This window comes from Bradyrhizobium sp. BR13661 (assembly GCF_029892425.1).
Classification (GTDB): domain Bacteria; phylum Pseudomonadota; class Alphaproteobacteria; order Rhizobiales; family Xanthobacteraceae; genus Bradyrhizobium.
In genome coordinates, this window is sequence record NZ_JARXWB010000029.1 from 58,912 (window position 1) to 84,675 (window position 25,764).

At 64.3% G+C, this 25,764-nt stretch carries 25 protein-coding genes; 8 read left to right on the forward strand and 17 right to left on the reverse strand.

All coding sequences use genetic code 11. The features are described 5' to 3' along the window. Nucleotides 1–15 precede the first annotated feature (15 nt). Complete coding sequence (locus M2427_RS33335) at nt 16–507, reverse strand: septal ring lytic transglycosylase RlpA family protein (protein ID WP_280711056.1); 492 nt, start codon at nt 505–507, stop codon at nt 16–18. A 649-nt stretch (nt 508–1,156) separates the two neighbouring features. Here M2427_RS33335 and M2427_RS33340 point away from each other — a divergent pair. From M2427_RS33340 to M2427_RS33365, 6 genes are all read left to right on the forward strand, one after another. Continuing rightward, the gene (locus M2427_RS33340) at nt 1,157–1,717 is read left to right on the forward strand and encodes a F0F1 ATP synthase subunit delta (RefSeq protein WP_280711057.1); all 561 of its coding nucleotides are present in this window, start codon (nt 1,157–1,159) and stop codon (nt 1,715–1,717) included. Beyond that, nucleotides 1,717–3,246 carry a F0F1 ATP synthase subunit alpha gene (gene atpA, locus M2427_RS33345; protein ID WP_280711058.1) on the forward strand — a complete coding sequence of 510 codons (1,530 nt, stop codon included), beginning with the start codon at nt 1,717–1,719 and terminating at the stop codon, nt 3,244–3,246. The genes M2427_RS33340 and atpA overlap by 1 nt, the downstream gene beginning before the upstream one ends. 173 nt (nt 3,247–3,419) lie before the next feature. Continuing rightward, nucleotides 3,420–4,292 carry a F0F1 ATP synthase subunit gamma gene (locus M2427_RS33350; RefSeq protein ID WP_280711059.1) on the forward strand — a complete coding sequence of 291 codons (873 nt, stop codon included), beginning with the start codon at nt 3,420–3,422 and terminating at the stop codon, nt 4,290–4,292. Between the two features lie 82 nt (nt 4,293–4,374). Next, nucleotides 4,375–5,808: a F0F1 ATP synthase subunit beta gene (atpD, locus tag M2427_RS33355; RefSeq protein ID WP_280711060.1), complete on the forward strand. Its 1,434-nt coding sequence runs from the start codon at nt 4,375–4,377 to the stop codon at nt 5,806–5,808. Between the two features lie 144 nt (nt 5,809–5,952). Continuing rightward, entirely contained in the window at nt 5,953–6,360 is a 408-nt protein-coding gene (locus tag M2427_RS33360; protein ID WP_280711061.1) for a F0F1 ATP synthase subunit epsilon, read from the forward strand. A 143-nt stretch (nt 6,361–6,503) separates the two neighbouring features. Then, a complete protein-coding gene (locus M2427_RS33365) occupies nt 6,504–8,168 on the forward strand; it encodes an adenylate/guanylate cyclase domain-containing protein (RefSeq protein WP_280711062.1) in 1,665 nt (554 codons plus the stop codon). Between the two features lie 284 nt (nt 8,169–8,452). On the opposite strand, the gene M2427_RS33370 is transcribed toward M2427_RS33365, so the two are convergent. The 10 genes from M2427_RS33370 to proB all read right to left on the reverse strand — a co-directional run bounded on the left by M2427_RS33370 (nt 8,453) and on the right by proB (nt 18,113). Next, entirely contained in the window at nt 8,453–8,953 is a 501-nt protein-coding gene (locus tag M2427_RS33370) for an RNA pyrophosphohydrolase (RefSeq protein ID WP_280711063.1), read from the reverse strand. A 63-nt stretch (nt 8,954–9,016) separates the two neighbouring features. Then, nucleotides 9,017–9,523: an RNA pyrophosphohydrolase gene (locus M2427_RS33375; RefSeq protein WP_280711064.1), complete on the reverse strand. Its 507-nt coding sequence runs from the start codon at nt 9,521–9,523 to the stop codon at nt 9,017–9,019. A 66-nt stretch (nt 9,524–9,589) separates the two neighbouring features. Continuing rightward, nucleotides 9,590–10,804: a divergent polysaccharide deacetylase family protein gene (locus M2427_RS33380; RefSeq protein WP_280711065.1), complete on the reverse strand. Its 1,215-nt coding sequence runs from the start codon at nt 10,802–10,804 to the stop codon at nt 9,590–9,592. Between the two features lie 144 nt (nt 10,805–10,948). Further along, nucleotides 10,949–12,307, reverse strand: coding sequence for a S41 family peptidase (locus M2427_RS33385; RefSeq protein ID WP_280711066.1), 1,359 nt, complete (start codon nt 12,305–12,307; stop codon nt 10,949–10,951). Next, a complete protein-coding gene (locus M2427_RS33390) occupies nt 12,304–13,662 on the reverse strand; it encodes a peptidoglycan DD-metalloendopeptidase family protein (protein WP_280711067.1) in 1,359 nt (452 codons plus the stop codon). The genes M2427_RS33385 and M2427_RS33390 overlap by 4 nt, the downstream gene beginning before the upstream one ends. 31 nt (nt 13,663–13,693) lie before the next feature. Beyond that, complete coding sequence (gene rlmH, locus M2427_RS33395) at nt 13,694–14,176, reverse strand: 23S rRNA (pseudouridine(1915)-N(3))-methyltransferase RlmH (protein WP_280711068.1); 483 nt, start codon at nt 14,174–14,176, stop codon at nt 13,694–13,696. Between the two features lie 105 nt (nt 14,177–14,281). Next, nucleotides 14,282–14,638: a ribosome silencing factor gene (gene rsfS / locus M2427_RS33400; RefSeq protein ID WP_280711069.1), complete on the reverse strand. Its 357-nt coding sequence runs from the start codon at nt 14,636–14,638 to the stop codon at nt 14,282–14,284. 213 nt (nt 14,639–14,851) lie between these two features. Then, entirely contained in the window at nt 14,852–15,496 is a 645-nt protein-coding gene (locus M2427_RS33405) for a nicotinate-nucleotide adenylyltransferase (protein ID WP_280711070.1), read from the reverse strand. Nucleotides 15,497–15,514: 18 nt separating this feature from the next. Then, on the reverse strand, nt 15,515–16,810 hold the full coding sequence (locus M2427_RS33410) for a glutamate-5-semialdehyde dehydrogenase (protein WP_280711071.1): 1,296 nt from the start codon (nt 16,808–16,810) through the stop codon (nt 15,515–15,517). Nucleotides 16,811–16,991: 181 nt separating this feature from the next. Then, nucleotides 16,992–18,113, reverse strand: coding sequence for a glutamate 5-kinase (gene proB / locus M2427_RS33415; RefSeq protein WP_280711072.1), 1,122 nt, complete (start codon nt 18,111–18,113; stop codon nt 16,992–16,994). 200 nt (nt 18,114–18,313) lie between these two features. Between proB and M2427_RS33420 the strand changes: the two genes are divergently transcribed. Then, the gene (locus M2427_RS33420; protein WP_280711073.1) at nt 18,314–19,279 is read left to right on the forward strand and encodes a Bug family tripartite tricarboxylate transporter substrate binding protein; all 966 of its coding nucleotides are present in this window, start codon (nt 18,314–18,316) and stop codon (nt 19,277–19,279) included. 134 nt (nt 19,280–19,413) lie between these two features. Here the strand turns inward: M2427_RS33420 and M2427_RS33425 are convergent, their stop codons facing one another. The 3 genes from M2427_RS33425 to M2427_RS33435 all read right to left on the reverse strand — a co-directional run bounded on the left by M2427_RS33425 (nt 19,414) and on the right by M2427_RS33435 (nt 22,892). Continuing rightward, nucleotides 19,414–21,048: an alkaline phosphatase family protein gene (locus tag M2427_RS33425; RefSeq protein WP_280711074.1), complete on the reverse strand. Its 1,635-nt coding sequence runs from the start codon at nt 21,046–21,048 to the stop codon at nt 19,414–19,416. Between the two features lie 235 nt (nt 21,049–21,283). Beyond that, on the reverse strand, nt 21,284–22,324 hold the full coding sequence (obgE, locus tag M2427_RS33430) for a GTPase ObgE (RefSeq protein WP_280711075.1): 1,041 nt from the start codon (nt 22,322–22,324) through the stop codon (nt 21,284–21,286). Nucleotides 22,325–22,409: 85 nt separating this feature from the next. Next, nucleotides 22,410–22,892 (reverse strand): MaoC family dehydratase, encoded by a 483-nt coding sequence (locus M2427_RS33435; protein WP_280711076.1) that lies wholly within the window; start codon nt 22,890–22,892, stop codon nt 22,410–22,412. 143 nt (nt 22,893–23,035) lie between these two features. On the opposite strand from M2427_RS33435, the gene M2427_RS33440 reads away from it, so the two are divergent. Next, nucleotides 23,036–23,950: a DMT family transporter gene (locus tag M2427_RS33440; RefSeq protein WP_280711077.1), complete on the forward strand. Its 915-nt coding sequence runs from the start codon at nt 23,036–23,038 to the stop codon at nt 23,948–23,950. Nucleotides 23,951–24,099: 149 nt separating this feature from the next. On the opposite strand, the gene M2427_RS33445 is transcribed toward M2427_RS33440, so the two are convergent. The 3 genes from M2427_RS33445 to rplU form a co-directional block, all read right to left on the reverse strand. Further along, on the reverse strand, nt 24,100–24,693 hold the full coding sequence (locus tag M2427_RS33445) for a GNAT family N-acetyltransferase (RefSeq protein ID WP_280711078.1): 594 nt from the start codon (nt 24,691–24,693) through the stop codon (nt 24,100–24,102). A gap of 155 nt (nt 24,694–24,848) precedes the next feature. Continuing rightward, the gene (rpmA, locus tag M2427_RS33450; protein ID WP_148778423.1) at nt 24,849–25,118 is read right to left on the reverse strand and encodes a 50S ribosomal protein L27; all 270 of its coding nucleotides are present in this window, start codon (nt 25,116–25,118) and stop codon (nt 24,849–24,851) included. A gap of 98 nt (nt 25,119–25,216) precedes the next feature. Further along, complete coding sequence (gene rplU / locus M2427_RS33455) at nt 25,217–25,597, reverse strand: 50S ribosomal protein L21 (protein ID WP_280711080.1); 381 nt, start codon at nt 25,595–25,597, stop codon at nt 25,217–25,219. Nucleotides 25,598–25,764: the final 167 nt, after the last annotated feature.

Genomic DNA, 25,764 nt, shown 5'->3' on the forward strand with positions numbered 1-25,764 from the left:
GCGCCTCAGGCGCCGTTAGGACACCACTTCCGCGGTGACGCGGCCGACGCCGGCACCGGTGAGGCCGATGGCGCGGGCAGCACCGGTGGAGAGGTCGAGCACGCGGCCGCGCACGAACGGGCCACGGTCATTGATGGTGACGATGACGCTCTGGCCGCCATGGGTGACGCGCACCTTGGTGCCGAACGGCAGCGAACGGTGCGCCGCGGTCATGGCGTTCTGGTTGAAGCGCGCGCCGGAGGCGGTGCGGCTGCCGGACTCGTTGCCGTAATAGGAGGCCATGCCCGAGAAGCTGTGGCCCGTGCCCGAGGAGGGCGTCATGGCCGCATTGGCATTGCGCCAATCGGAGGAGGAATTTGAGCCGTCCTGGGCGGCGTGGTGGTGCCGGTGATGCCTGGATTTGGCGGAAGCTTCGGTGGCAGTTCCACCGACGAGGAGAGTTGCGGCGACGAAAGCGATCGCCGTACGAGGCCGGGTCAAAGTGCCCAGCGTCTTCAAAGACAGCATTTAGTGGTCCCTAAGCTAGTATTGCCACATATGTGGCCAGTGGAGCCCCCATCAGTTTGCGAGCGGGTTGGCGTTTCCTTTCCCAATGAGGCATGAATTGGGCAGTAAATCCGTTCCGTTTCGCCATGAAATAACTTGTGATCCGAATCGATATTCAGACGATGTTCCGTAATCTTGTGCTTTAACGATTCGTTAACTAATCGATTACTCAGCAATACTGTAAAGCGAAGTTGTTATTCTTCGAGTTCAGAATTGGGTAAGTATTCGGCGGACGCGGTCTGCGCGGCACTGGTCACGCCTCAGCGAGCCGTGTTCATGGCCGCTATGCGCTGAGGGCGGGAACGAATGGGTCCGATGCGGCCCGTCCGGCGCGTGGCAATTCCGTGACGTGGCAGGTCATCGCGCTCTCGGCCGTGACGGCGTCGCGAACTGCGACGAACTGGCGACAGAACGTCGTGCCTTTAATTTGGCGTCATGTTGCACGTGCGCGCCTGCTATGTTAGCAAAGCCGCGATTTTAACGGACCCGGCACTTCCCGTGTCGGCCGAGAATCAAAGTCCCGCTTGAATTCCAAGGGCTTGGATCGCTAGGCGCCGCTTCGTGGCGACGGTTTTTCCCTTGCGAGTTTGACAGCTAAAAGAGCGCGTCTGTGGCTGCAGAAGATACGTCCGTTTCAGGTGTGTCCGGCCGTTATGCAACGGCCTTGTTTGAACTGGCCCGCGACCAGAAAGTGGTCGACGAGGTCAAAGCCGATCTCGACAGGTTCGAGGCTCTGCTGAACGAAAGCGCCGATCTCAAGCGCCTCGTCCGCAGTCCGGTTTTCGCGGCTGACGCCCAGTCCAGGGCCCTCGCGGCCGTGCTGGACAAGGCGGGCATAGCAGGCATCACCGCCAATTTCCTCAAAGTGCTCACCGCCAACCGCCGCCTGTTCGCGGTGGCTGACGTCATCCGCGCCTATCGCGCCCTCGTCGCCAGGTTCAAGGGCGAGGCGACGGCGGACGTCACGGTGGCGGAAGCGCTGTCGGACAAGAATCTCGACGCCCTCAAGGTTGCCCTGAAGTCGGTGACCGGCAAGGACGTCGCGCTCAACGTGAAGATCGATCCCTCGATCATCGGTGGCCTCGTCGTGAAGCTTGGCAGCCGCATGATCGATAGTTCGCTTCGCACCAAACTCAATTCGATCAAGCACGCGATGAAAGAGGCAGGCTGATGGACATCCGCGCCGCGGAAATTTCCGCGATCCTCAAGGACCAGATCAAGAATTTCGGCCAGGAAGCTGAAGTCTCCGAAGTCGGACAGGTGCTGTCCGTCGGCGACGGTATCGCCCGCGTCTATGGTCTGGACAACGTCCAGGCCGGTGAAATGGTCGAGTTCGAGAACGGCACCCGCGGCATGGCGCTGAACCTCGAAACTGACAACGTCGGTGTCGTTATTTTCGGTGCCGACCGCGAGATCAAGGAAGGCCAGACCGTCAAGCGCACCCGCGCCATCGTGGACGCGCCTGTTGGCAAGGGCCTGCTCGGCCGCGTGGTCGACGCGCTCGGCAACCCGATCGACGGCAAGGGTCCGATCCAGGCCGACAAGCGTATGCGCGTCGACGTCAAGGCGCCCGGCATCATTCCGCGCAAGTCGGTGAGCGAGCCGATGGCGACCGGCCTCAAGGCGATCGACGCCCTGATCCCGATCGGCCGCGGCCAGCGCGAACTGATCATCGGTGACCGTCAGACCGGCAAGACCGCGATCGCGCTCGACACCATTCTGAACCAGAAGCCGCTCAACGCGCAGCCCGACGAGAACATCAAGCTGTACTGCGTCTACGTCGCAGTCGGCCAGAAGCGTTCGACCGTCGCGCAGTTCGTGAAGGTGCTGGAAGAGCAGGGCGCGCTCGAATACTCGATCGTCGTCGCCGCGACCGCCTCGGATCCGGCGCCGATGCAGTACATCGCGCCGTTCACCGCCTGCACCATGGGCGAGTTCTTCCGCGACAACGGCATGCACGCGGTCATCATCTATGACGATCTGTCCAAGCAGGCCGTCGCCTACCGCCAGATGTCGCTGCTGCTGCGCCGTCCGCCGGGCCGCGAAGCCTATCCGGGCGACGTGTTCTATCTGCACTCCCGCCTGCTCGAGCGCGCGGCGAAGCTCAGCAAGGACCATGGCTCGGGCTCGCTGACCGCACTGCCGGTCATCGAAACCCAGGCCAACGACGTGTCGGCCTACATTCCGACCAACGTCATCTCGATCACCGACGGTCAGATCTTCCTGGAAACCGACCTGTTCTTCCAGGGCATCCGTCCCGCGGTGAACGTCGGTCTGTCGGTGTCCCGCGTCGGTTCGTCGGCGCAGACCAAGGCCACCAAGAAGGTCGCCGGCAAGATCAAGGGCGAGCTCGCGCAGTACCGCGAAATGGCGGCGTTCGCGCAGTTCGGCTCCGACCTCGACGCCTCGACCCAGCGCCTGCTCAACCGCGGTTCGCGCCTGACCGAGCTCCTGAAGCAGCCGCAGTTCTCGCCGCTGAAGATGGAAGAGCAGGTCTGCGTGATCTGGGCCGGCACCAACGGCTATCTCGATCCGCTCCCGGTCAACAAGGTGCGTGGGTTCGAGGACGGTCTGCTGTCGCTGCTGCGTGGCAAGCATGTCGACATTCTCAACGCGATCCGTGACAGCCGCGACCTCTCCGACGACAGCGCCGCAAAGCTGAAGTCGGTGGTCGAAGGCTTTGCGAAGAGCTTCGCTTAAACTGCCGTCATGGCCGGGCTAAAGCGCGAAGCGCGTCTTCGCAAATGATGTCCCGGCCATCCACGTGCTAACGCGTGGAGACAAAGACGTGGATGCCCGGGACGAGCCCGGGCATGACGACTGGGATAGGCTAGCGGGCCGACGTAGCGTCGAACCGCCGGGGTGAACGAAGAATGGCGTCACTTAAAGACATGCGCGTCCGCATCGCCTCCACCAAGGCGACGCAAAAGATCACCAAGGCCATGCAGATGGTCGCGGCCTCGAAGCTGCGCCGCGCGCAGACCGCCGCGGAAGCTGCACGTCCCTATGCTGACAAGATGAGCGCGGTGATCTCCAACATCGCCAGCGCCGCCGCCGGTTCGCCCGGCGCGCCGAAATTGCTGGCCGGCACCGGCCGGGATCAGGTTCATTTGCTGCTGGTCTGCACCGGCGAGCGCGGACTCTCCGGCGCCTTCAACTCGTCGATCGTGCGTCTCGCCCGCGAGCGCGCGCTGGCCCTGATGAACCAGGGCAAGGAAGTGAAATTCTTCTGCGTCGGCCGCAAGGGTTACGAGCAGCTCCGCCGCCTGTTCGACAAGCAGATCGTCGAGCATCTCGACCTGCGCAGCGTGCGCCAGCTCGGTTTCGTCAATGCCGAGGACATCGCCAAGAAGGTTCTGGCGCGTTTCGAGGCTGGCGAGTTCGACGCCTGCACGCTGTTCTATTCGCGCTTCAAGTCGGTGATCGCGCAGATCCCGACCGCCCAGCAGATCATCCCGCTGGTCGTGGAGGAGGGCGCTGCCGCCAGCACGACGTCCTACGAATACGAGCCGGAAGAGGACGAGATCCTCACCCGCCTGCTGCCGCGCAACCTCGCGGTCCAGATCTTCCGCGCGCTGCTCGAGAACAACGCCTCGTTCTACGGTGCGCAGATGAGCGCGATGGACAACGCGACGCGCAACGCCGGTGAGATGATCCGCAAGCAGACGCTGGTCTACAACCGCACGCGTCAGGCGCAGATCACCAAGGAACTGATCGAAATCATCTCGGGCGCCGAAGCCGTCTAGCAAGGACGCATCGGTACCCATCAACGCAACATCCCGGTCAGATTGACCGTTGCTTAGAAGTTCGGATCGAAGGAGACATTCAATGGCAGCCCAGCTCGGTCGCGTCACCCAGGTCATCGGCGCCGTCGTCGACGTGCAGTTCGAAGGCCACCTGCCGGCCATTCTCAACGCGCTCGAGACCAAGAACGGCGGCAACCGCCTGGTGCTGGAAGTCGCCCAGCATCTCGGCGAGTCCACTGTCCGCACCATCTCGATGGACACCACCGAAGGTCTGGTCCGCGGCCAGGAAGTGACCGACACCGGTTCGCCGATCCGCGTTCCCGTCGGTGAGGGCACGCTCGGCCGCATCATCAACGTCATCGGTGAGCCGATCGACGAAGCCGGCCCGGTCAAGTCGGACGGCCTGCGCGCCATCCACCAGGAAGCGCCGACCTACACCGACCAGTCGACCGAGGCTGAAATTCTCGTCACCGGCATCAAGGTCGTCGATCTTCTGGCTCCCTATGCGAAGGGTGGCAAGATCGGCCTGTTCGGCGGCGCCGGCGTCGGCAAGACCGTGCTGATTCAGGAGCTGATCAACAACGTCGCCAAGGCGCACGGCGGTTACTCCGTGTTCGCCGGCGTCGGCGAGCGGACCCGCGAGGGCAATGACCTCTATCACGAGTTCATCGAGTCCAAGGTCAACGCCGATCCGAAGAAGCCGGACGAGGGTGTGAAGTCGAAGTGCGCGCTGGTGTTCGGCCAGATGAACGAGCCGCCGGGCGCCCGCGCCCGCGTCGCGCTCACGGGTCTGACCATCGCGGAAGACTTCCGCGACAAGGGCCAGGACGTGCTGTTCTTCGTCGACAACATCTTCCGCTTCACCCAGGCCGGCTCGGAAGTGTCGGCGCTGTTGGGTCGTATTCCCTCGGCCGTGGGTTATCAGCCGACGCTCGCGACCGACATGGGCGCGCTGCAGGAGCGCATCACCACCACGCAGAAGGGCTCGATCACCTCGGTGCAGGCCATCTACGTTCCGGCCGACGACTTGACCGACCCGGCGCCGGCGACCTCGTTCGCGCACTTGGACGCCACCACCACGCTGTCGCGCTCGATCGCTGAAAAGGGCATCTATCCGGCGGTGGACCCGCTCGACTCGACCTCGCGCATGCTCTCCCCGCTGGTCGTCGGCGAGGAGCATTATGCGGTCGCCCGTCAGGTCCAGCAGGTGCTGCAGCGCTACAAGGCGCTCCAGGACATCATCGCCATTCTCGGCATGGACGAGCTTTCGGAAGAGGACAAGCTGACCGTGGCCCGCGCCCGCAAGGTCGAGCGCTTCATGTCGCAGCCGTTCTTCGTCGCTGAAATCTTCACGGGTTCGCCGGGCAAGTTCGTCGACCTCGCCGACACCATCAAGGGCTTCAAGGGCCTGGTGGAAGGCAAGTATGACCACCTGCCGGAAGCTGCCTTCTACATGGTCGGCACCATCGAAGAGGCGGTCGAGAAGGGCAAGAAGCTGGCGGCGGAAGCTGCCTAAGCTCTCCACCTCGTCATCGCCGGGCTAAAGCGCGAAGCGCGTCTTCAAACTGAAGTCCCGGCGATCCATCGAGAGAGAACTTTCGTTGATGGATGGACCCGCGGGTCAGGCCCGCGGGTGACAAGCAAAGCAAGCGGAAACATCATGGCCACCTTCCACTTCGATCTCGTCTCTCCGGAAAAGCTCGCATTCTCGGGCGAGGTTGATCAGGTCGACATTCCCGGCGTCGAGGGTGACTTCGGCGTGCTGGCAGGTCATGCGCCGGTCGTGGCTGCGATCCGCCCCGGCATCCTCACCGTCACATCAGGCGGCAAGCACGAGAAGATCATCGTGCTCGGCGGCCTTGCTGAGGTCTCGGAAAAGGGGCTGACGGTACTCGCCGACGTCGCGACCTCGCTGGACGAACTCGACCGCGCCCAGTTCGCCGAGACCATCTCGGAGATGCAAGAAGGCCTGAAGGAGCACGAAGGCAGCGAGCTCGATCAGGCCCTCGCGCGGCTCGACCACTACAAGAGCATTCAGCAGCAGGTCAATTCGACCGCCATGCACTAGTTCGGCACAAGTCGCCGGCCTCTCAAAAAACTGTAACAAAATCAGCGCTCGTCACCACCGTGGCGGGCGCTGAAACTTTGTTGCACCGCGCCGGAGATAGCGGCATTCTGCGGCCGCTAGAAGAGTTCCAGGGCAGGTCGCAGATGAAGCGCAAGATCGCGGCGATTTTCGCGGCCGATATTGCCGGCTATTCGAGGCTCGTTGCGGAAGACGAGGAAGAGACGCTGCGGCGACTGGCGTCCTATCGTCTGGTCATTGACGATTTCATCGCCAAGGCCGGCGGGCGCATCTTCAACACCGCCGGTGACGCCGTGCTCGCCGAATTCCCGAGCGCGGTCGAAGCGGTGCGCTGCGCGATCGACATCCAGGAATCCTTGCGAACCCGCAACATGGCCTATCCGCCGAGCCGGCAGATGTCGTTCCGCATCGGCATCACCATCGGCGATGTGGTCGAGCGCGATGGCGATCTGCTGGGTGACGGCGTCAACATCGCGGCGCGCCTCGAAGGTCTCGCCGAGGTCGGCGGCATCTGCGTGTCCCGCGCGGTGCACGAGCAGGTCGCCAACAAGCTGTCGGTGCAGTTCGCCGACATCGGCGCCCAGGAAGTGAAGAACATCCCGACGCCGGTGCACGCCTACATGGTGGCGATGCGGCGCGAGGACGGGACCTATGCCACGCCGCAGGTGAAGAAGGTTGCAAAGGCGCAGCCCGGCCCGAACTGGATGTGGCCGCTGGTGGTCGGCGTGGTCTCCGTCGTCGCCATCGGCGTCGGCGGCTTCCTCTATTTCACCAAGCTCGAGACCGCGCAGGTCGCGTCCCGCCCGCCAACGTCCACGGCCGCTGCGCCCGCGCCGAGCATCACTGCGCCGTCACCCAGCCCGACGCCCACGATGGTTGCGAAGGCGCCTTCGCCGCTGCCGACAGCGACGCCGACCCAAACGGCTGCCGCGACACCGGCGCCAATTCCTTCGCCGCCGGCGACATCAGGCGGCAAGTTCGCCGTGGACGCGGTGCCGTTCGTCGCCGAGCGCCAGCGCGGCAATCTCAACGAATATTCCGCCGCCGGCGATTACAAGGCCTTTGCACTGAACATCGGCGGCTTCACCGGCTCGTCGGTCAATCAACCGAACGAGGAAGCCGCGCGCACTGCCGCGCTCGACCAGTGTCAGAAGCACGCGGACGCTGCGCAATCGCCGCGACGCTGCGAGCTCTATGCGGTCGGCAACAAGGTCGTCTACAGCCATGGCAGCCCGCCGATGCCGCCGCAGCCCTGGGTGCGGCACGACACCGTGACGGAGCGTCCCGTCGCATCGAAGGATTTTCCGATGCTGCGTGACCAGGCCAAGAATCGCATCGAAAACATTTACATGCCGGCGGCGAAGTCGCGCTCGGTCGCGATTGGTCCGGGTGGCCAGTACTTCATGGTGTTGGGCGCCTCGTCAGTCGAGGAGACGACGCGACGTTCGCTGGAGTCCTGTGGCGCGTTCGCGGGCTCTGCCTGCATGATCGTGGCGGTCGACGACGTCTTCGTCGTGCCGGTTCCAACCCTGCTCAAGGCCAACGGCTTCTTCCACGCCGCGAGCAATGCCTCGATCGTGGCTGATGCGCGCGACGACGTCGTCCGCAAGCTCGGCGACGGCGCTGGCTGGAACGCGGTTGCGGTCGGCACCGCAGGCCGTCCGGGTCTCGGCTTGAAGGCCGCAGACGAACAGACCGCCGTCACCACCGCGCTCGCCGACTGTGCCAAGCACGACAGCGACTGCCACGTGATCGCGATCGGTCCGTTTACGGTCGGGCCGACGAACTGATGCGATGAGATTCGAACCGGCGCGCCGAGGACGGTGCGTTCCCTCCCCCCTTGCGGGGGAGGGCTAGGGAGAGGGGTGGCCCAGCAAATGGTGGCGATCGTTGACGCTGCGCTTGCGCAGGTGCGCGCAGGATAGAATCCCCGTGTGGCACCCCCCTCCCTGCCCCTCCCCCACAAGGGGGAGGGAACGAGAGAATGCTACCTTCCTCACGCGCAAATTTTCGACAAGAATTCTCTAATGATTTCAACCCCCGTTCTACTGTGCATGGGGTTGTTTTCGCGCTTTCAGGTCGCGAAAGGCGCAAACGCGCTCGCCACCGCGCGATAGACCTCGCGGCGGAACGGTACCACGAGGTCGGCGACGCAGTCGAGGCGCTCCCAGCGCCATGCATCGAACTCCGCCGGCTGGCCGTTGCGCGGCGTCAGCGGATCGATCTCGTCATCCTGGCCGGTGAAGCGCAGTGCGAACCATTTCTGGCGCTGGCCGCGAAATTTTGCCAGCCGATGCGTCGGCGGTCCGTCATAGGGCGGGAATTCGTAAGCGTGCCAATCGGTCTCGCCGAGGTAGTCGGCGCTGACGACGTTGGTCTCTTCCCAGAGCTCGCGCATGGCGGCATCGCGCAGGTCCTCACCCTCGTCGACGCCGCCCTGCGGCATCTGCCAGTCGAGGCCGGGCAGGATGATCTCGGGGCCGTCGCCCTTGAAGCGGTGCCCGATCAGCACCCGGCCGCCGGCATTGAACAGCGCGATCCCGACATTGGGACGATAGGGTTTTTCGTTCGTCACGCTTGGATCTCTCGTTGTCAGCCCGGCGATGCCTTAGCACCGAACCCCGGATGACAATTTGAATTAGTCATCCGCGAGTGCAGAAAATTCCTTCACCACGCGCTCATAGACCGGGCGCTTGAACGGGATGATCAGCTCCGGGAGGTTCTTCATCGGTTCCCAGCGCCAGCTGACGAATTCGGCCTTGTGGCCGCCGCCGCCGGGACTCTCGACATTGATCTCGCTGTCCTTGCCGGTGAAGCGCACCGCGAACCATTTCTGGCGCTGGCCGCGGTAGCGGCCCTTCCAGGCACGCCCGGCGACCGTGCGCGGGATGTCGTAGATCAGCCAGTCCGGCACCTCGCCGAGCCGCTCGATCGAGCGCACGCTGGTCTCTTCATAGAGCTCGCGCTTGGCGGCTTCCCAATTGTCCTCACCGGGATCGACGCCGCCCTGCGGCATCTGCCAGACATGGCTGTCGTCGACATGCTCGATGCCACCGGCGCGGCGGCCGATGAACACCAGGCCCTTGGTATTGATCAGCATCACCCCGACGCAGGTCCGGTAGGGCAGATCCTCGTAACGCGCCATTCCGCCAAACCTCTCGCGTGCTGCCGGCCGGGGCTGTCGGCGCCCGTGCCGTATCAATTCTTTGATTTAGCTGGATTTTGATTTCAGCATCGCGGTTGTCAATGGCACCAATAGGATACCCCGGTCGCTCAATGTCTTGATCCAGGTGCCGACCCGCTCGATCGAGACGGGCAGCGCCGAGGCGGTGCCGATGGCCACGCCACGCTCCCGCGCGGTCGATTCCAGCTTGTTCAGGGCGCGGTCGATTTCCATCGGGGTCGGGACCACGTCGATGGCGATGTCGCCCTTGCCGAACGGCACCGCCAGGCTCCCTGCGACCTGTGGCGCGATGCTGCGGGGCGAGGAACCGTCGTCGAAGAAGCCGAGCCCGCGCCTGGAGGCCTCGCGGATGATCGGCTGCATCGCCGCGTCGGTCGCGATGAAGCGGGCGCCCATGAAATTGGTGAGGCCGGCATAGCCCTGCATCCGGCTGAGGTGCCAGTACAGGCGGTCGGTGTTCTGATCGGGGGTGAGCGAGGTCAGCAGCGTCTGCGGGCCAGGGTCGTTGTCGGGGAAGTCGTAGGGCTCCATCGGGATCTGCAGGAAGATCTCGTGGCGCTGGGCGCGGGCGCGCTCTGCGAGCTTGCCGGGGTCGGCACCATAGGGTGTAAAAGCCAGCGTCACCGCGCCCGGCAGCTTCATGATCGCATCGGTGGTCTTGGCAGCGCCGACGCCGAGGCCGCCGATCACGATCGCCACCACAGGCATCTTGGCTGCCTTGGCCCGGTCGGCTTCGGCGGCGTAGACGTTGAACGGCTTGAGGTCGCCGGAGATCGCGGGGATCATGCCGTAGCGGGACTTCTCCAGAAGCTTTGGATCGATCCCGGCCGTGACCGCCGGCGCTGCGGAAGCTTCGCCCTTGTCGGCGGCCTCGCCTGCACCGATCACCACGTCGCGGCGCTCGCCGGTCGAACCGTCGATCATGGTGACGGTCTTGCGCTCGCCGGAGGCCTCTTTCGGCGCCTCCTTGGTCGCATGCTTGCTCTCTTGGGGATGCTCCTCGCCGTGGCCCGCGGCGGGCTTCTCATCGGTGGCTTTGGGATCGCGAATCGCCATCCGCGTCATCGGCTCGCCGCCGAGCGGGTCCTTGTTGAAGATGGCAAAGCCGGCAAAGGCGACCAGGAACAGGCCGAGCATGACGGCCAGCGCCTGCATGGCGGTGAACGGCAACCGCAGCCGCCGTTTCCGACGCGGCTTGTCCTGTCCGAGCGGGGCGCTCAGATCATCGGCCGTTTCAGTCATGCGAGATCCCGAATCACTCAAACCGACGATACCACGGCGCGGTCAAGCGGCGGCAGGCCGGGATAGGCCGGGGACATCAGGAGTTCCCAAGCAAAAAGGGCGGCCCCAGGAAGCCGCCCTTTCCTTGGATTGCAGACCTTGCGCTTAGTTCGCGGCTTTCGGCTTGTCGGCCGCCGCCTTGTCGGTGGTGCTGGGCGTCGGCGCGGCGGAGGCACTGTTCTTGATGCCGTGGAGCAGGTCATCGGCCATCTTGAGCGCCTTGTCGTCCTTGGCGTCCGGCGGGACGTAGGACTGCGAACCGGTCTTCTCGTCGCCGTCGTTCTTGAGATGGCCGCGCAGCGAAGCTTCGCCCTTGGTGTCGGTGCGAGACTTCAGCTCGTCCGGCACGTCCTGCAGCACTTCGATATCGGGCACGATGCCCTTGGCCTGGATCGACTTGCCCGACGGCGTGTAGTAGCGCGCCGTGGTGAGGCGCAGCGCGCCGTTGCCGCTTCCGAGCGGGATGATGGTCTGCACCGAGCCCTTGCCGAACGAGCGTGTGCCGACGATGGTCGCGCGCTTGTGGTCCTGCAGCGCGCCGGCGACGATTTCCGACGCCGAGGCCGAACCGCCATTGACCAGCACGATGACAGGCTTGCCCTTGGTGAGGTCGCCCGCATGCGCGGTGCGGCGCTGGGTTTCCTCGGCATTGCGGCCGCGGGTCGACACGATCTCGCCCTTCTCCAGGAACGAGTCGGACACGGTGACGGCTTCCTCGAGCAGGCCGCCCGGATTGTTGCGGAGGTCGATGATGTAGCCCTTGAGCTTGTCGCCGATCTGGGTCGAGAGGTTGGCGACTTCCTTCTTCAGGCCTTCGGTGGTCTGCTCGTTGAAGGTGGTGATGCGGATATAGGCGATGTCGTCGGCCTCGACGCGCGCACGCACCGAGCGGACGCGGATGTTGTCGCGCACCAGCGTGACGTCGATCGGATTGTCCTGGCCCTTGCGGATGATCTTGAGCTTGATCTTGGTGTTGACGGGTCCGCGCATCTTCTCGACCGCCTGGTTCAGGGTCAGGCCCTGCACCGCTTCATCGTCGAGATTGGTGATGATGTCGTTGGCCATGACGCCGGCGCGCGAAGCGGGCGTGTCGTCGATCGGCGAGACCACCTTGATCAGGCCGTCTTCCATGGTGACCTCAATGCCGAGGCCGCCGAACTCGCCGCGGGTCTGCACCTGCATGTCGCGGAAGCTCTTGGCATCCATGTAGCTCGAATGCGGATCAAGGCCGGTGAGCATGCCGCTGATGGCGGATTCAATCAGCTTGGTGTCGTCGGGCTTCTCGACATAGTCGGAGCGCACGCGCTCGAAGACATCACCGAACAGATTGAGCTGGCGATAGGTGTCAGCGGTTGCGGCTCGCGCACTGGAGCCCATGAACACCGCGCGCGGCTGGGTCACGAACAGGGTCAACGCTGCACCGGTGGCCGCGCTGAGGAGGATAACTGAAGTCTTGCGCATCATCCGCGAACCTTCTCGCCTTCATTTGCGGCCCACCATGGGCCTGGATCGATTGGAGTGCCGTCTTTGCGGAACTCGACATACAGCACAGGTTGACTCGCGTTGGTGGCGAGAATGGAGGCGACTTGAGATGTCGACCCCATGGTCGCGACCGGCTCCCCCGTGAGAACAAACTGACCGATGTTGACCGAAATGCGCTCCATCCCGGCGATCAAGACATGATACCCGCCACCGGCATTGAGGATCAAGAGTTGTCCATAGCTGCGGAACGGGCCGGCATAGACCACCCAGCCATCACACGGCGTCGTGACCTGCGAACCGGGCTTGGTGGCCAGCGAAATGCCCTTCTGGACCCCGCCAACCCCGTCGGAACCGCCAAAGTCCCTGATCTTGTTACCGTTAACCGGCAAGGGCAGGAGCCCCTTGGCCGAGGCGAACAGGATCGCGGGGCTGGTCCGGGAGCGATCCTTGAACACGGCCGGGCCGGGTTTGGCCGCCGCGCTGGCCGCCGCCTTGGCCTCCTGAGCCGCGGCCTGCCTTGCAGCCTCGGCGGCCTTCTCCGCGGCCTTGGCGGCGCTTTGCAGGTCCTGCTCCATCTTGGCGATCAGCCCCTGGAGGTCGCCGACTTGCCGTGACAGCGCGATGGCGCGCGAATTCTCGGCGTCGAGGTCCTTCTCACGCGAGGCCTGCTGGCGCTGCCGTTCGTCGACCAGGGCGGTGAGTCGGGTCTGGTCGTTGCGGATCTTGTCGCGGTCGGAAGCGAGCTGGTCGCGTTCGGCCGCGATGCTCTTGCGCAAGGCCACGAGGTCGCCGAGCTCGCTCGCGATCTTCTCGGCGCGGCCGCGCAATTCAGGCACGACGGCGCCGAGCAGCATCGCGGTCCGCAGCGATTGCAGCGCATCTTCGGGCCGCACCAGCAGTGCCGGTGGTGTGCGCCGTCCGGCGCGCTGCAGGGCCGCCAGAACTTCGACGATGTCGGCGCGGCGCGAATCGAGTGAGGCACGCATCTCCTGCTCGCGGCCGTTCAGCGTCTTCAGCCGCGCCTCGGCCTCGTCGATCTTGGTCTCGACAGTGCGGACATTGGCGGCTGTGTCGATCAATTGCTGATTGAGCTGGGTGCGGTCCTGGCCGAGCGAGGAGATCTCGGCTTTCAGCTTGGCCTGCGCCTCTTCCGCGCTTTTCTTGCTCGCGCGCGCCGCCTCCAGCTCCTGTTCGCGCTGCTTGATGGCGTCGGGCGAGATCGCTGCGGTCTGCGGCGCCGGCGCTGCCGTCTGAGCTTGCGCGAGGCTTGCTTCGGCGAGGAGGCTTGTGCCGGCGCAGCTCACCATCAGCAGCAAATTGAGGACAGGCGCTCGCATCTGTTGGGCAAGGTGCTCGTTGTCGCGCGAATCACGCGCGGTGATAAGGGTGGCCGGCCAGAATGGTGGCGGCCCGATACAGCTGTTCCAGAAGCATGACGCGGACCATTTGATGCGGCCAGGTCGCAGAGCCGAACGCGATCGCGAGCTTGGCCTTACGGCGCAATTCGGGCGAAAGTCCGTCCGCCCCTCCGATCACGAAGATAGTATGACCGGCGCCCTCGTCGCGCCAGCGCCCGAGATTCCGTGCGAATACGGTGGAATCGAGGTTTTGTCCGCGCTCGTCCATCGCGACCAGAATCGATTTTTCGGGAACATGCGCGGAGATCGCCGCAGCCTCTTCGGACATGCGTGTCGCGGTGTCTCGCGCGCGGCTCTCAGGGATTTCGTGGATGCTGAGCTCGCGGAATCCGAGCTTGCGGCCGGCCTCGTCGAACCGCTCGAAATAGCGGTCGGCAAGCTCCCGCTCGGGGCCCTGCTTCAGCCGGCCCACCGCTATGACAGCAACACGCATGAGGTTTTAGGGTCGCGTTTCCAGATCGCGCGCATTCCGCGCGCGCACGACGCTAGCATGCGCGTCGGCCGATTCGAAATCGGCCAGCAGCCTTCAAGAACGCGTTCAGATCGCCTTCGCCGCCCCAGGGCCCTGCGTGTACAATCTCTCGAGATTGTAGAACTCACGGACCTCGGGTCTGAACACGTGCACGACCACATCGCCGGAATCGATCAGCACCCAGTCGCAATTGGGCAAGCCCTCGACATGGATGTTCTTGATGCCGGTTTCCTTGAGGCTCTTCGTCACGTTCTCCGCGATCGCGCCAACGTGCCGGTTCACACGGCCCGTGGTGACGATCATGTAGTCGGAGTATGCCGATTTGCCGCGAAGGTCGATGGTGACCGTGTCTTCCGCCTTCATGTCGTCGAGGCGGGAGAGGATCAGGCTCAGCGTCTTGTCGGCGTCGGGTTGCGCCTTCAAGGCCGCAGCTTGGGTCGATGTTTTACGCGTCGGTTTCGTAGCCTTGGGTAAAACAGACTTTGTCGAAGCTGACTTGGACAATACAGACGTGGCCAGGGACCATTCCTTTCACTGTATCGCGAAGACCGAATCCGGCCCTCGCTGGTTACACTACATCATGTGGGGTTAAGGGTTTCAATATGCCAGAGAGCCCGTAAATCCCCACACTCCGTCTCACTTCGTACCTTTCCAGCTCCCGTCCGGGTTCCGCAGGCCCGTCGAGGAGAGGTTGAGCTTCATTCCGGTCAGGAACACCCAGGCCGGTGCCGGCTGATCCGCAAGCAAGGCTGCCTCATTCTCCGGCAAGCGATAGCGCGCCAGCGCCTGGGCGGCGGGCGAGGCAAGGGCACGGAAACTTTGCGGCGGGCGATCGATGACCGCCATCGGCACCAGGTCGGCGATGCGCCGCCAGTGCTGCCAACGATGGAATTGAGCGAGATTGTCGGCGCCCATAATCCAGACAAAGCGCAAGCCCGAGAGACGGCGGCGCAAGGTGTTGATCGTGTCGATAGTATAGCGGGTGCGAATGACGGATTCGAGACAGCTCACCTCGATCCTGGAATCGTTGGCGACGTCGCGCGCGGCCTGCATGCGCTCGCCGAGCTCATGCAGATTGCCGTTCTCCTTGAGCGGATTGCCTGGAGTGACCAGCCACCAGACGCGATCGAGTTGCAATCGCTTGAGCGCGAATTGGCTGATCGCACGGTGGGCCTGATGCGGAGGATTGAACGAGCCGCCGAGCAGGCCGATGCGCATGCCCTGGGTGTGGGGCGGGACCGCTTGCGCCACGGAACGCGGCACGACGAATTTGTTACTCAATGCCCCCGCCTCGCGACGTTACGGCCGCGTCTGTCCGGTGCCGTGAACGCGATACTTGAAGCTCGTCAATTGCTCGGCACCAACCGGACCACGGGCGTGGAAGCGACCGGTAGCGATGCCGATCTCGGCGCCGAAGCCGAACTCGCCGCCATCGGCGAACTGCGTCGAGGCGTTGTGCAGCACGATCGCGGAATCGACTTCGCTGAGGAAACGTTTCGCCGCGGCCTGATCCTCGCTCACGATCGCATCGGTGTGCTGTGAGCCGTGGGTCTGGATGTGCGCGATCGCGCCGTCCAAGCCGTCCACCACCTTCGCCGCGATGATCGCGTCGAGATATTCGGTGTCCCAATCGTCTTCGCTGGCAGGTTTTACGCGCGCATCCGTCCCCTGCACCGTTTCATCACCGCGCACTTCGCAGCCGGCCTCGAGCAGCATCTCGACCAGCGGCTTCAGGTTCTTAGCCGCAGCGGCGCGATCGACCAGCAGCGTCTCGGCGGCGCCACATACGCCGGTGCGGCGCATTTTTGCGTTGAGCACGATCGACTTCGCCATGGCGAGATCGGCGCTGCCGTCGACATAGACGTGGTTGATGCCTTCGAGATGAGCGAACACCGGCACGCGCGCTTCCTGCTCGACGCGCGCGACGAGGCTCTTGCCTCCGCGCGGCACGATCACGTCGATCGAGCCGTTCAATCCCGACAGCATCATGCCGACCGCCGCGCGGTCGCGCGTCGGCACCAGCGTGATGGCGGCTTCAGGCAGACCTGCCTCGCGCAGGCCCTGCACCAGACATTCATGGATGGCGCGGCACGAGCGGAAACTGTCGGAGCCGCCGCGCAGGATCACCGCATTGCCCGATTTCAAACAGAGCACGCCGGCATCCGCCGCAACGTTGGGCCGGCTCTCGAAAATCACGCCGACGACGCCGAGCGGCACGCGCACGCGCTCGATGGTCATGCCGTTGGGTCGCTGCCAGCTCTCGGTGACGACACCGATCGGATCTGCGATGCCGCGTACGACGGCAATCCCCTCGGCCATGCTCTCGACCCGCGCCGGCGTCAGCGTCAGGCGGTCGATGAAGGAGGCGATCATGGTGCTGGAGGCACGGGCCTCGGCAACGTCCTCGGCATTGGCCGCGAGAATAGCAGCGGCGTTGGCGCGGATCGCCCGCTCCATGGCTTCCAGCGCCCGGTTCTTCTGCTCCGGCGGCGCCAGCGCCAGCACGCGCGCAGCCGCGCGAGCACGTGTGGCGAGATCGGACATCAGCGCCTGAAGATCGGCATTGCCGTCAACGGCTTTGAGGGGGGCGGCCATGGAAGTTCAACCTTCTGCTAAGACGGTCTCGTAGCACGGAAATCCCGCTTTTGCGAAGGGCGGCGCGGGTATGGCAGGGCTTCGGAAGGCGGGTTCGAGATCGGTCATTGGCCCAGCCCCAGCGTCATGGCCGGGCATAGCTGTCCTACGGACGGCTATGCCCGGCCATGACGGAAAAGCCTTACCCGCCCACCACCAGATCGTCGCGGTGGATCATCTCCGAGCGCCCGCTAATGCCCAAAATGGTCATCACGTCAGGGGAGGAGCGGCCTTTGATCTTCTCTGCGACCTCGGCGTCATAGGCGATCAGGCCGCGGCCGACCTCGCTGGTGTCGGGGCCGCGAACGATCACGGCGTCGCCGCGGGCGAACTGGCCTTCGACCTTGATCACGCCGGCCGGCAGCAGGCTGGCGCCGGCGCGCAGCGCGGTCACCGCGCCGGCGTCGATGGTCAGCGTGCCCTTCGGCTCCAGGGTGCCCGCGATCCAGCGCTTGCGCGAGGTGATGGGATTGGCCGGGGTCAGGAACCAGGTGCAGCGGCCGCCATTGGCGATCGCCTGCAGCGGATGCTCGATCTTGCCTGATGCAATCAGCATGTGCGTGCCGCCGGTCGTGGCGATCTTGGCGGCCTCGACCTTGGTGCGCATGCCGCCGCGCGACAGCTCGGACTCGGCGTCTCCGGCGACGGCCTCGATCTCGGAGGAAATGCTTTCCACCACCGGAATCAGCTTGGCGTTCGGATTATTTTTCGGCGGAGCGTCGTAGAGCCCGTCGATGTCGGAGAGCAGTACCAGCAGATCGGCGCTCGCCATGGTGGCGACGCGCGCGGCGAGACGGTCATTGTCGCCGTAGCGGATCTCGTTGGTGGCGACGGTGTCGTTCTCGTTGATGACGGGGATCGCCCGCCACTCCAGCAGCTTGCCGATGGTGGAGCGCGCATTGAGATAGCGGCGGCGTTCCTCGGTATCCCCCGGCGTCACCAAAATCTGTCCGGCGCCGATGCCGTGCGCCCCGAGGACCTCCGACCAGATCCTTGCCAGTTCGATCTGGCCGACGGCCGCGGCCGCTTGGCTTTCCTCGAGCTTCAGCGGGCCGCGCGGCAGCTTGAGCCGGCTGCGGCCGAGCGCGATCGAGCCCGACGAGACGACCAGGACGTCGCGTCCCTGCTCGTGCAGCTTCGCCATGTCGTCCGCGAGCGCAGCGAGCCAGGAGGCGCGCACCTCGCCCCTGTCGGAATCGACCAGCAGCGCGGAGCCGACCTTGACGACGATGCGGCGGAATTGACTGAGTTCGGGGCTGGCCATGGTGCGTATGTGTTGGCGCGTGTGACGAATTGTTCTGAAAGGCGGCGGAGCGACAGGCGGCGCCGGTTGAGGCCTGCTTTTGCAGCAGGACGATGGCTGGCGCAAGGCGGCTGGCCGGCAATCGGCGAAGGTCGGCCTTGTCTTGCCGGCCAGCCTGGCTCTAATGCCGCCAACCAACAACGGGCTGGACGAGAAAACGAATGGATCGCCGTAAATTCATGGCCGGATGTCTCGGTCTACCGCTGCTGGCGCACGCGGGTGCAGCGCAAGCGCAAGCCGGGCTGACCAAGATCATCTTCCCGTTCGCGGCGGGAGCAGGCGGCGACACGCTTTGCCGGCTGATTGGGCAAGAGATTGCCCCGGTGCTGCAACGGACCATCGTGGTCGAGAACCGCACCGGCGGCGACGGCCTGATCGGCATCAAAGCGGTGAAGGGTGCGAGCCCCGACGGCAGCATGGTGCTGGTGACGACGGGGCCGACCATGTACCTGCTGCCGATGGTGGAGACGATTCCGAGCTTCGACACGGCGAAGGACTTCATGCCGGTGTCGCTGCTCGCACGGTTTGAATTCGCCGTCGTGATCGGCCCGGAGATCGATGCCTCCGACTTCAAGGGATTCGTCGCCTGGCTGAAGGCGCATCCCGACAAGACGTCGTTCGGCGTGCCCAGCAACGGCACCATTCCGCATTTCATGGGCTCCAAGCTCGAGAAGGATATCGGCATTCCCCTGACGCGCGTGCCCTATCGCGGCAGCGCGCCTGTTCTCAACGACATCATCGGCGGCCACATCTCGTTCGGGATCACGACGCTTGCCGACGCGTTGCCGCAGCATCGCGCCAAGGGCCTGAAGATCATTGGGGTCTCGAGTGCGGACCGGTCGCCGTTCGCGCCCGAGGTGCCGACGCTGAAGGAGAGCGGCATCGATCTCGTCGCCGATGCCTGGTACGGCATGTGGCTTCCTGCCGGCAGCCCGCCGGAGTTCGCGAGCAAGTTAGGTGCGGCCGCGAGTGCTGCGCTCGCCAAGCCCGAGGTGAAGGAGAAGCTCACGGCGATCGGGCTGATTCCCGTCGGCAGCAGCGCGGAGGAGCTGACCAAGGAGCTCGCCGCGAACACGGCGTTCTGGCAGCCGATCGTGCAGGCGACGGGGTATAAGATCGAGAATTGAGTCTCCACTCGCACTCCACGCTCCGTCGTCATGGCCGGGCTTGTCCCGGCCATCCATGCATCAGCAATCGACGCAAGACGTGGATGCCCGGGTCAAGCCCGGGCATGACGAACCGAGCGGGCCTCGCTCCACACTCACAGCTTCGCGCGCTGCGCGATGCCGTCCTTGATCGATGCAAGCTCCGCTTCATCCCAGATGCCGATCAAGATGCCGCCCTTCACCTGGAGCTGGTTGTCGGCATAGTTCGCGATTTTCTCGCGCGGCGTGGTGATGTGGTCGTTCGGATGCAGCGCCCAGTCGAACAGCTCGGCCTGCAACCGCGCGATGATGCCGGCACATTCCGGATCGTCGCCGCGATCGACATATTCGTCCGGGTCGGTTTCGAGGTCGTACAGCATCGGGCGAAAGCCGGAGGCGTGGATGTATTTCCAGCGGCCGTCGTACACCATGAACAGGCGGCAGCGTTCGATCGGCTGGTTCAGCTTCAGCCGGACGTCCTGCATGGCGTAATCGTATTCGGAGAATGCCACTTTGCGCCAATCTGATGGCGTCGGGCCGCGCAGCAGCGGCAGCAGCGAGCGTCCTTCGAGGATGTGGCCGGGCACCTTGCCGCCGAAATAATCGACGAAGGTCGGCGCGAGGTCGATGGCCTCGACCAGCGCATCGCTGCGCGTGCCGCGCGTGACGTCCGCTTCCTGTGAGGGATCGATGATAACAAGTGGAATTTTCGCGGACTGCTCGTGGAACAGGTCCTTCTCACCCATCCAGTGATCGCCGAGATAGTCGCCGTGATCGGAGGTGAACACGATCATCGTCGTCTCCAGCAGATCGCGCTCCTCCAGAAACTTCATCAGCACGCCCATCTGGTCGTCGATCTGGGTGATCAGACCCATATAGGTCGGGATCACCTTCTCCCGCGCCTCGTCGCGCGCCATGTTGCGGGAGTAGCGCATGTCCATATAGGCGCCGAACACCGGATGCGGGTTTTGCCGCTCGCGTTCGGAGCGGATCACCGGGATCATGTCTGATGTCGAGTACATGCTCGCATAGGGCTCGGGAGCGATGTAAGGCCAGTGCGGCTTGATGTAGGACAGATGCAGGCACCACGGCCTGCCGTCGGTCTCGGCCTCGCTGATGAAATCCATCGCGCGGCGCGTCATGTAGGGCGTCTCGGAATGCTCGTCCGGCACGCGCGCGGCCTTGTCGGCATGCACCAGCAGCCAGCCGTTCTGCAACGAACCATCTTCGGCTGCGCCTGAATTGGCCCAATGCTCCCAGGGGTTCGTCGCGTCAAATCCGTGCTGGCGGAGATAGTCGTCGTATTTCGGGCGCGCGCGGCCGGTCGGATGCAGGCCGTCGTCACGCTCATACGGCTCGAACCCGCATTCGGCGACGTGCACGCCGATAACAGACTCAGGCGGGATGCCGAGCGCCTTCATGCCTTCGAGGTCAGGCGCCATGTGGGTCTTGCCGACCAGCACGTTGCGCACGCCGATCTTCTTGAGGTGATCGCCGAGCGTCGGCTCGCCGACGCGTAAGGGCCAGCCGTTCCAGTGCGAGCCGTGCGAGCGCATGTAGCGGCCGGTGTAGAACGACATCCGCGAGGGGCCGCAGATCGGCGATTGCACGTAAGCCTTCGAGAACAGCACGCCGCGCTTGGCCATGGCGTCGATGTTCGGGGTCTTCAGCGTGGGGTGGCCGGTGCAGCCGAGATAGTCATAGCGAAGCTGGTCGCACATGATCCAGAGAACGTTCTTCGCGCGCGCCATGCCTCGCCCCTGTCGTTTCTTGATCGTTCGATGCTGCGCTATCGCGGTAGCGAAGACAAGCTAGTGAAGCGCGTGTTCCCAGCCATGCACTCCACTGTCGTCCCTGCGAACGCAGGGACCCATAACCACAGGGAGTGGATTGACGAAGAATCCTAGTTCAGTATTACAACCATCCGCAACCGACAGATCACGCGGTATGGGTCCCTGCGTTCGCAGGGACGACAATGGAGAGAGCCTAAGCCGACCACGGCTCCGCTTCGGCGGCGCTCTTGGCCTTGGCCGAGACCGGGCTCTCGCCGATCACATCCACCAGTGCGCGCAAGGCTTCCTTGACGCCTTCGCCGGTGACGCCGGAGAGCAGCAGCGGCGTTTTCTTGGCGGCGCGCTTCAGCCGGTCCTTCTGCTTCTTCAGCTCGTCCGGCTCGACCGCGTCGATCTTGTTCAGCGCCACGATCTCGATCTTGTCGGTGAGCAGCCCGCCATAGGCGTCGAGCTCCTTGCGCACCGTCTTGTAGGCCTTGCCGGCGTGCTCGCAGGTGGCGTCGACCAGATGCAGCAGCACGCGGCAGCGCTCGACATGGCCGAGGAAGCGGTCGCCGAGGCCGGTGCCTTCATGCGCGCCTTCGATCAGGCCGGGAATGTCGGCGAGCACGAATTCGCGCCCATCCGCATTTACGACGCCGAGCTGCGGATGCAGCGTCGTGAAAGGATAGTCCGCGATCTTCGGCCGCGCCGCGCTGACCTTGGACAGGAAGGTCGACTTGCCGGCATTGGGCATGCCGACGAGACCGGCATCCGCGATCAGCTTCAGCCGCAGCCAGATCCAGCGCTCCTCGCCGGGCTGGCCGGGATTGGCGTTGCGCGGGGCGCGGTTGGTCGAGGTCTTGAAATGCGCGTTGCCGAAGCCGCCATTGCCGCCCTCGGCGAGAACGAACTTTTCGCCGACATTGGTGAAGTCGTGGATCAGCGTCTCGCGGTCTTCGTCGAAGATCTGCGTGCCCACGGGGACCTTCAGCACGATGTTCTTGCCGTTGGCACCGTGGCGGTCTGAGCCCGAGCCGTTCTCGCCCTTCTGGGCCTTGAAGTGCTGCTGGTAGCGGTAGTCGATCAGCGTGTTGAGGCCGTCGGCGACCTCGATGATCACGTTGCCGCCGCGGCCGCCATTGCCGCCGGAGGGACCGCCGAACTCAATGAACTTCTCGCGGCGGAACGCCACGCAGCCGTTCCCGCCGTCACCGGAGCGGATATAGACCTTTGCTTCGTCGAGGAATTTCATGGGCCATAGGTAGGCCAGCCTGACACCCGCGGCAACCCGGATGACCCCGCAAATCGGCCGAATTTCGGCGATTTTCGGCGCTTGCTTAACCAGCCGGCCGCCGCCGGATCAGGAATTTCTGCATGCCTTCCAGCACCAGCTCCTTGCGCTGGTTGAATACGGTGCTCCGAAGCGTCACCGCGCCTGTCGTGCGTCCCGGCACCAGCTCGGTGACCTCGAGCGCCGGATAGATCGTGTCGTCGGCGTAGACAGGCTTGAGGAACCGGCTCGACTGCTCGAGGAAGCCGACCAGCGAGTCCTCGACCATGAACGGAAACAGGCCGGCGCCGGGCGCGGTGTGGATCAGCGTCTGGAAGCCATGCGCGAGCAGATGCGGCATGCCGCGGCTGCGGCAATATTCCACGTCATAATGCACCGGATGGGTGTCGCCGCTCGCGGTCTGGAATGCCGCGAACACCGCCGTGGTCTGGGTGCGGCTCGGCAGCACGAAGCGCTCGCCGACGACGAAATCCTCAAACCAGCGTTGCGCTGACATCATGCGATGCTGGGCCGGGTCGAAATCGGTCATGCCTTAGCTCTTTCCCTTGGCTCTTTCCTGGCTCTCTGTTCGCGGGCGGCCTATCGCTACCGCGATGCGGAGAGTGCGACAATCCGTTCAATTCGGCTTGTACGGGCTTGTCGCGCTCGCCTGCTTCATTAAAACGGCGCCCGATGCCCATCTTCAAGAATCCTTCCGCCTATGACGATCGCTCGGCGCGCCTCGCCGGCATCGCCCTCATGGTGCTGTCGATTTCCATGTTCTCGTTCGGCGACGCTATGGGCAAGTTCCTGGTCGGGACCTATTCGGTGGGGCAGCTGCTGTTCCTGCGCGCCTGCGCCGCGCTGCTGCTGCTGTCGCCGATGATCTGGCGGCAGCGTCACCAGTTCCTGCATCTGGAGCGGCCGCGATTGCAGCTGTTTCGCGTCGTGCTGTCGACGCTGGAAGTCGCTGCCTTCTTCCTCGCGGCGGTCTATCTGCCGCTCGCCGACGTCGTCACCTATTATCTCGCCGGTCCGATTTTCGTCACCGCGATGTCGGCGATCTTCCTGGGCGAGAAGGTCGGCTGGCGGCGCTGGACCGCGATCCTGATCGGCTTCTGCGGCGTGCTGATTGCGCTGCGGCCGTCGGCGCAGACGGTGAGCCTGCCTGCGCTGATTGCGCTCGGCGGCAGTCTCTCCTTCGCAACCTTGATGCTGATCACGCGCAGCCTGCGCAAGACGCCCGACATCGTGATGGCGTCCTCGCAATTCATCGGCACGTTCTCGCTGGGCGCGGTGCTGTCGGCGTTCCACTGGGTGCCGCCGACGCCTCGCAGCCTGGTGTTCTTCGCGCTGGCCGGATGCATCTCGGTGACGGCGCTGTTCTGCGTCAACCGCTCGCTCAAGCTCGCGCCGGCGAGTGTGGTGGTGCCCTACCAATATTCGATGATCGTCTGGGCCGTGATCTTCGGCTTCGTCGTGTTCGGCGACGTGCCGTCCATGGCCACCCTCGTCGGCGCCGCGATCATCATCGGCGCCGGGTTCTACATCTTTCTTCGCGAGCGCGATCTCGGCCGCGCCAGCGTGGAAGTCAATCCGCCGGCGTGAGGCTTACCCTCCCCTGGAGGGGGAGGGTCGGCGCAACGCGCCGGGGTGGGGTGATCTCTCCAATCGGGCAGCGTTCGATGTGGAGGGACTGTCACCCCACCCCGCTCGCGCTGCGCGCGATCGACCCTCCCCCTCCAGGGGAGGGTAAGTCACTTCATCCGCCGCGCGCTGCTCCAGCTCTTCAGCGACGACCACACCCCGCGCGAGAGGCGGAAGCAGTCGACCGGCGTCGACGAGCCCAGTGCCAGGAAACGGTGCAGCTGGACGCCGCTCCACTGGAAGCCGCACTTCTCCAGCACGTTGCGCGAGGCCGGATTGGTGACACGCGCGCCCGCATAGAGATGGTCGTCCTCGAACTCCTCGAAGAAGAAGTCGATGGCGCCGCGCGCGGCCTCGGTGGCAAAGCCCCGGCCCCAATGCGCGACGCCGAGCCAATAGCCGAGCTCGGCATTGCCAGGCGTGGAGCGATCGATGCCGACCATGCCGACCGGCCCGCTGTCGTGCTCGATCAGGAACACGCTCTCAGCTCCGAGCGCTGATGTGGCGCGGATGAATTCGACGGCGTCGTCCTGCGAATAGGGATGGGGGAGGCGGCGGGTGTTTTCCGCGACACGGCGGTCATTGGCGAGGTGAGCGATGGTCTTGACGTCGGCAAGCGTCGGCCGCCGCAAGGTCAGCCGCTCGGTGGCGACGACGCTGGGTCTCGCCTCCCGCAAGGTCACGCTCGAAAAATCCTGCAACATGTCCGGCTCCGTCAAAGTCACTAAGGGAAAAAGTGAACACGACAAACGAAAGGGGAGGCCGGTTTCCCTGCCTCCCCTGGAGCCTTTGATCTTTCGATCTCTGGAACTCCGCCGGTTCGGTCAAGGACCCGGCGGACTCCAAATAAGATCCACCGTTATTCAGCTGCCTCTGCAAGCGGGAGTACCGCTACGAAGGTGCGTCCGTTGGCTTTGGCCTGGAATTCAACGTGACCCTCGATCTTGGCGAACAGAGTGTGGTCCGTGCCCATGCCGACATTAAGGCCGGGATGCCAGGTGGTGCCGCGCTGACGCGCAATGATGTTGCCGGGAATCACGCGTTCCCCGCCGAACACCTTGACGCCAAGGCGCTTGCCCTTTGAATCGCGACCGTTGCGCGATGAACCGCCTGCTTTTTTGTGAGCCATGGCTCGTCTCCGAAATCCTGCGTATCTCTAGATCAATTCCTTGACGGAATCATTTCACGATTTCTCACGCATCAATTCTTTGAATTGGCGTGATCAAATCATGCGGCGGCTGCTTCTTCCTTCTCGACCTTCGCCTTCTTCGGGCGCGGGCCCTTGGTCGGCTTGGCGTTGTCGGTCAGGATCTCGCTGACGCGCAGCACCGTGATCTCGTCGCGATAGCCACGCTTGCGGCGCGAATTCTTGCGGCGGCGCTTCTTGAACGCGATGACCTTCGGACCACGCTTGTGGTCGAGGATCTCCACCGCAACGGAGGCACCGGCCACCGTCGGAACGCCCAGCACCGGCGTGTCACCGCCGACGACCAGAACTTCATTCAACTGCACGATCGAGCCGACTTCGCCTTCGATCTTGCCAACTTCGAGAACATCATCCGGCACGACGCGGTATTGCTTGCCGCCGGTTTTGATGACTGCGAACATCGTTTTTTCTCCGTGTTCAATCCCGGCCTCGCGACGAAAAATCGTCCGGGCCGGCTTTTTGATCAGTCGCTATGGGTTTATGCGAGTTTTGCGCGGGCGGGAGTTATCCCTTTGAAACCCCACGCAAAAACAAGCGGCGCGAGAAACGCCCCGCGCCGGTTGTGCGG

Coding starts and splice junctions, on each gene's coding strand:
- M2427_RS33435 (WP_280711076.1), bottom strand. CDS start 22,892: ATGACCGATTTCGACCCGGCCCAGCATCGCATGATGTCAGCGCAACGC.
- rplU (WP_280711080.1), bottom strand. CDS start 25,597: ATGTTCGCAGTCATCAAAACCGGCGGCAAGCAATACCGCGTCGTGCCG.
- M2427_RS33365 (WP_280711062.1), top strand. CDS start 6,504: ATGAAGCGCAAGATCGCGGCGATTTTCGCGGCCGATATTGCCGGCTAT.
- M2427_RS33350 (WP_280711059.1), top strand. CDS start 3,420: ATGGCGTCACTTAAAGACATGCGCGTCCGCATCGCCTCCACCAAGGCG.
- M2427_RS33440 (WP_280711077.1), top strand. CDS start 23,036: ATGCCCATCTTCAAGAATCCTTCCGCCTATGACGATCGCTCGGCGCGC.
- M2427_RS33425 (WP_280711074.1), bottom strand. CDS start 21,048: ATGGCGCGCGCGAAGAACGTTCTCTGGATCATGTGCGACCAGCTTCGC.
- rpmA (WP_148778423.1), bottom strand. CDS start 25,118: ATGGCTCACAAAAAAGCAGGCGGTTCATCGCGCAACGGTCGCGATTCA.
- M2427_RS33385 (WP_280711066.1), bottom strand. CDS start 12,307: ATGATGCGCAAGACTTCAGTTATCCTCCTCAGCGCGGCCACCGGTGCA.
- M2427_RS33420 (WP_280711073.1), top strand. CDS start 18,314: ATGGATCGCCGTAAATTCATGGCCGGATGTCTCGGTCTACCGCTGCTG.
- M2427_RS33390 (WP_280711067.1), bottom strand. CDS start 13,662: ATGCGAGCGCCTGTCCTCAATTTGCTGCTGATGGTGAGCTGCGCCGGC.
- M2427_RS33380 (WP_280711065.1), bottom strand. CDS start 10,804: ATGACTGAAACGGCCGATGATCTGAGCGCCCCGCTCGGACAGGACAAG.
- M2427_RS33335 (WP_280711056.1), bottom strand. CDS start 507: ATGCTGTCTTTGAAGACGCTGGGCACTTTGACCCGGCCTCGTACGGCG.
- M2427_RS33375 (WP_280711064.1), bottom strand. CDS start 9,523: ATGGCGCGTTACGAGGATCTGCCCTACCGGACCTGCGTCGGGGTGATG.
- rlmH (WP_280711068.1), bottom strand. CDS start 14,176: ATGCGTGTTGCTGTCATAGCGGTGGGCCGGCTGAAGCAGGGCCCCGAG.
- M2427_RS33445 (WP_280711078.1), bottom strand. CDS start 24,693: ATGTTGCAGGATTTTTCGAGCGTGACCTTGCGGGAGGCGAGACCCAGC.
- atpA (WP_280711058.1), top strand. CDS start 1,717: ATGGACATCCGCGCCGCGGAAATTTCCGCGATCCTCAAGGACCAGATC.
- atpD (WP_280711060.1), top strand. CDS start 4,375: ATGGCAGCCCAGCTCGGTCGCGTCACCCAGGTCATCGGCGCCGTCGTC.
- M2427_RS33360 (WP_280711061.1), top strand. CDS start 5,953: ATGGCCACCTTCCACTTCGATCTCGTCTCTCCGGAAAAGCTCGCATTC.
- obgE (WP_280711075.1), bottom strand. CDS start 22,324: ATGAAATTCCTCGACGAAGCAAAGGTCTATATCCGCTCCGGTGACGGC.
- M2427_RS33410 (WP_280711071.1), bottom strand. CDS start 16,810: ATGGCCGCCCCCCTCAAAGCCGTTGACGGCAATGCCGATCTTCAGGCG.
- proB (WP_280711072.1), bottom strand. CDS start 18,113: ATGGCCAGCCCCGAACTCAGTCAATTCCGCCGCATCGTCGTCAAGGTC.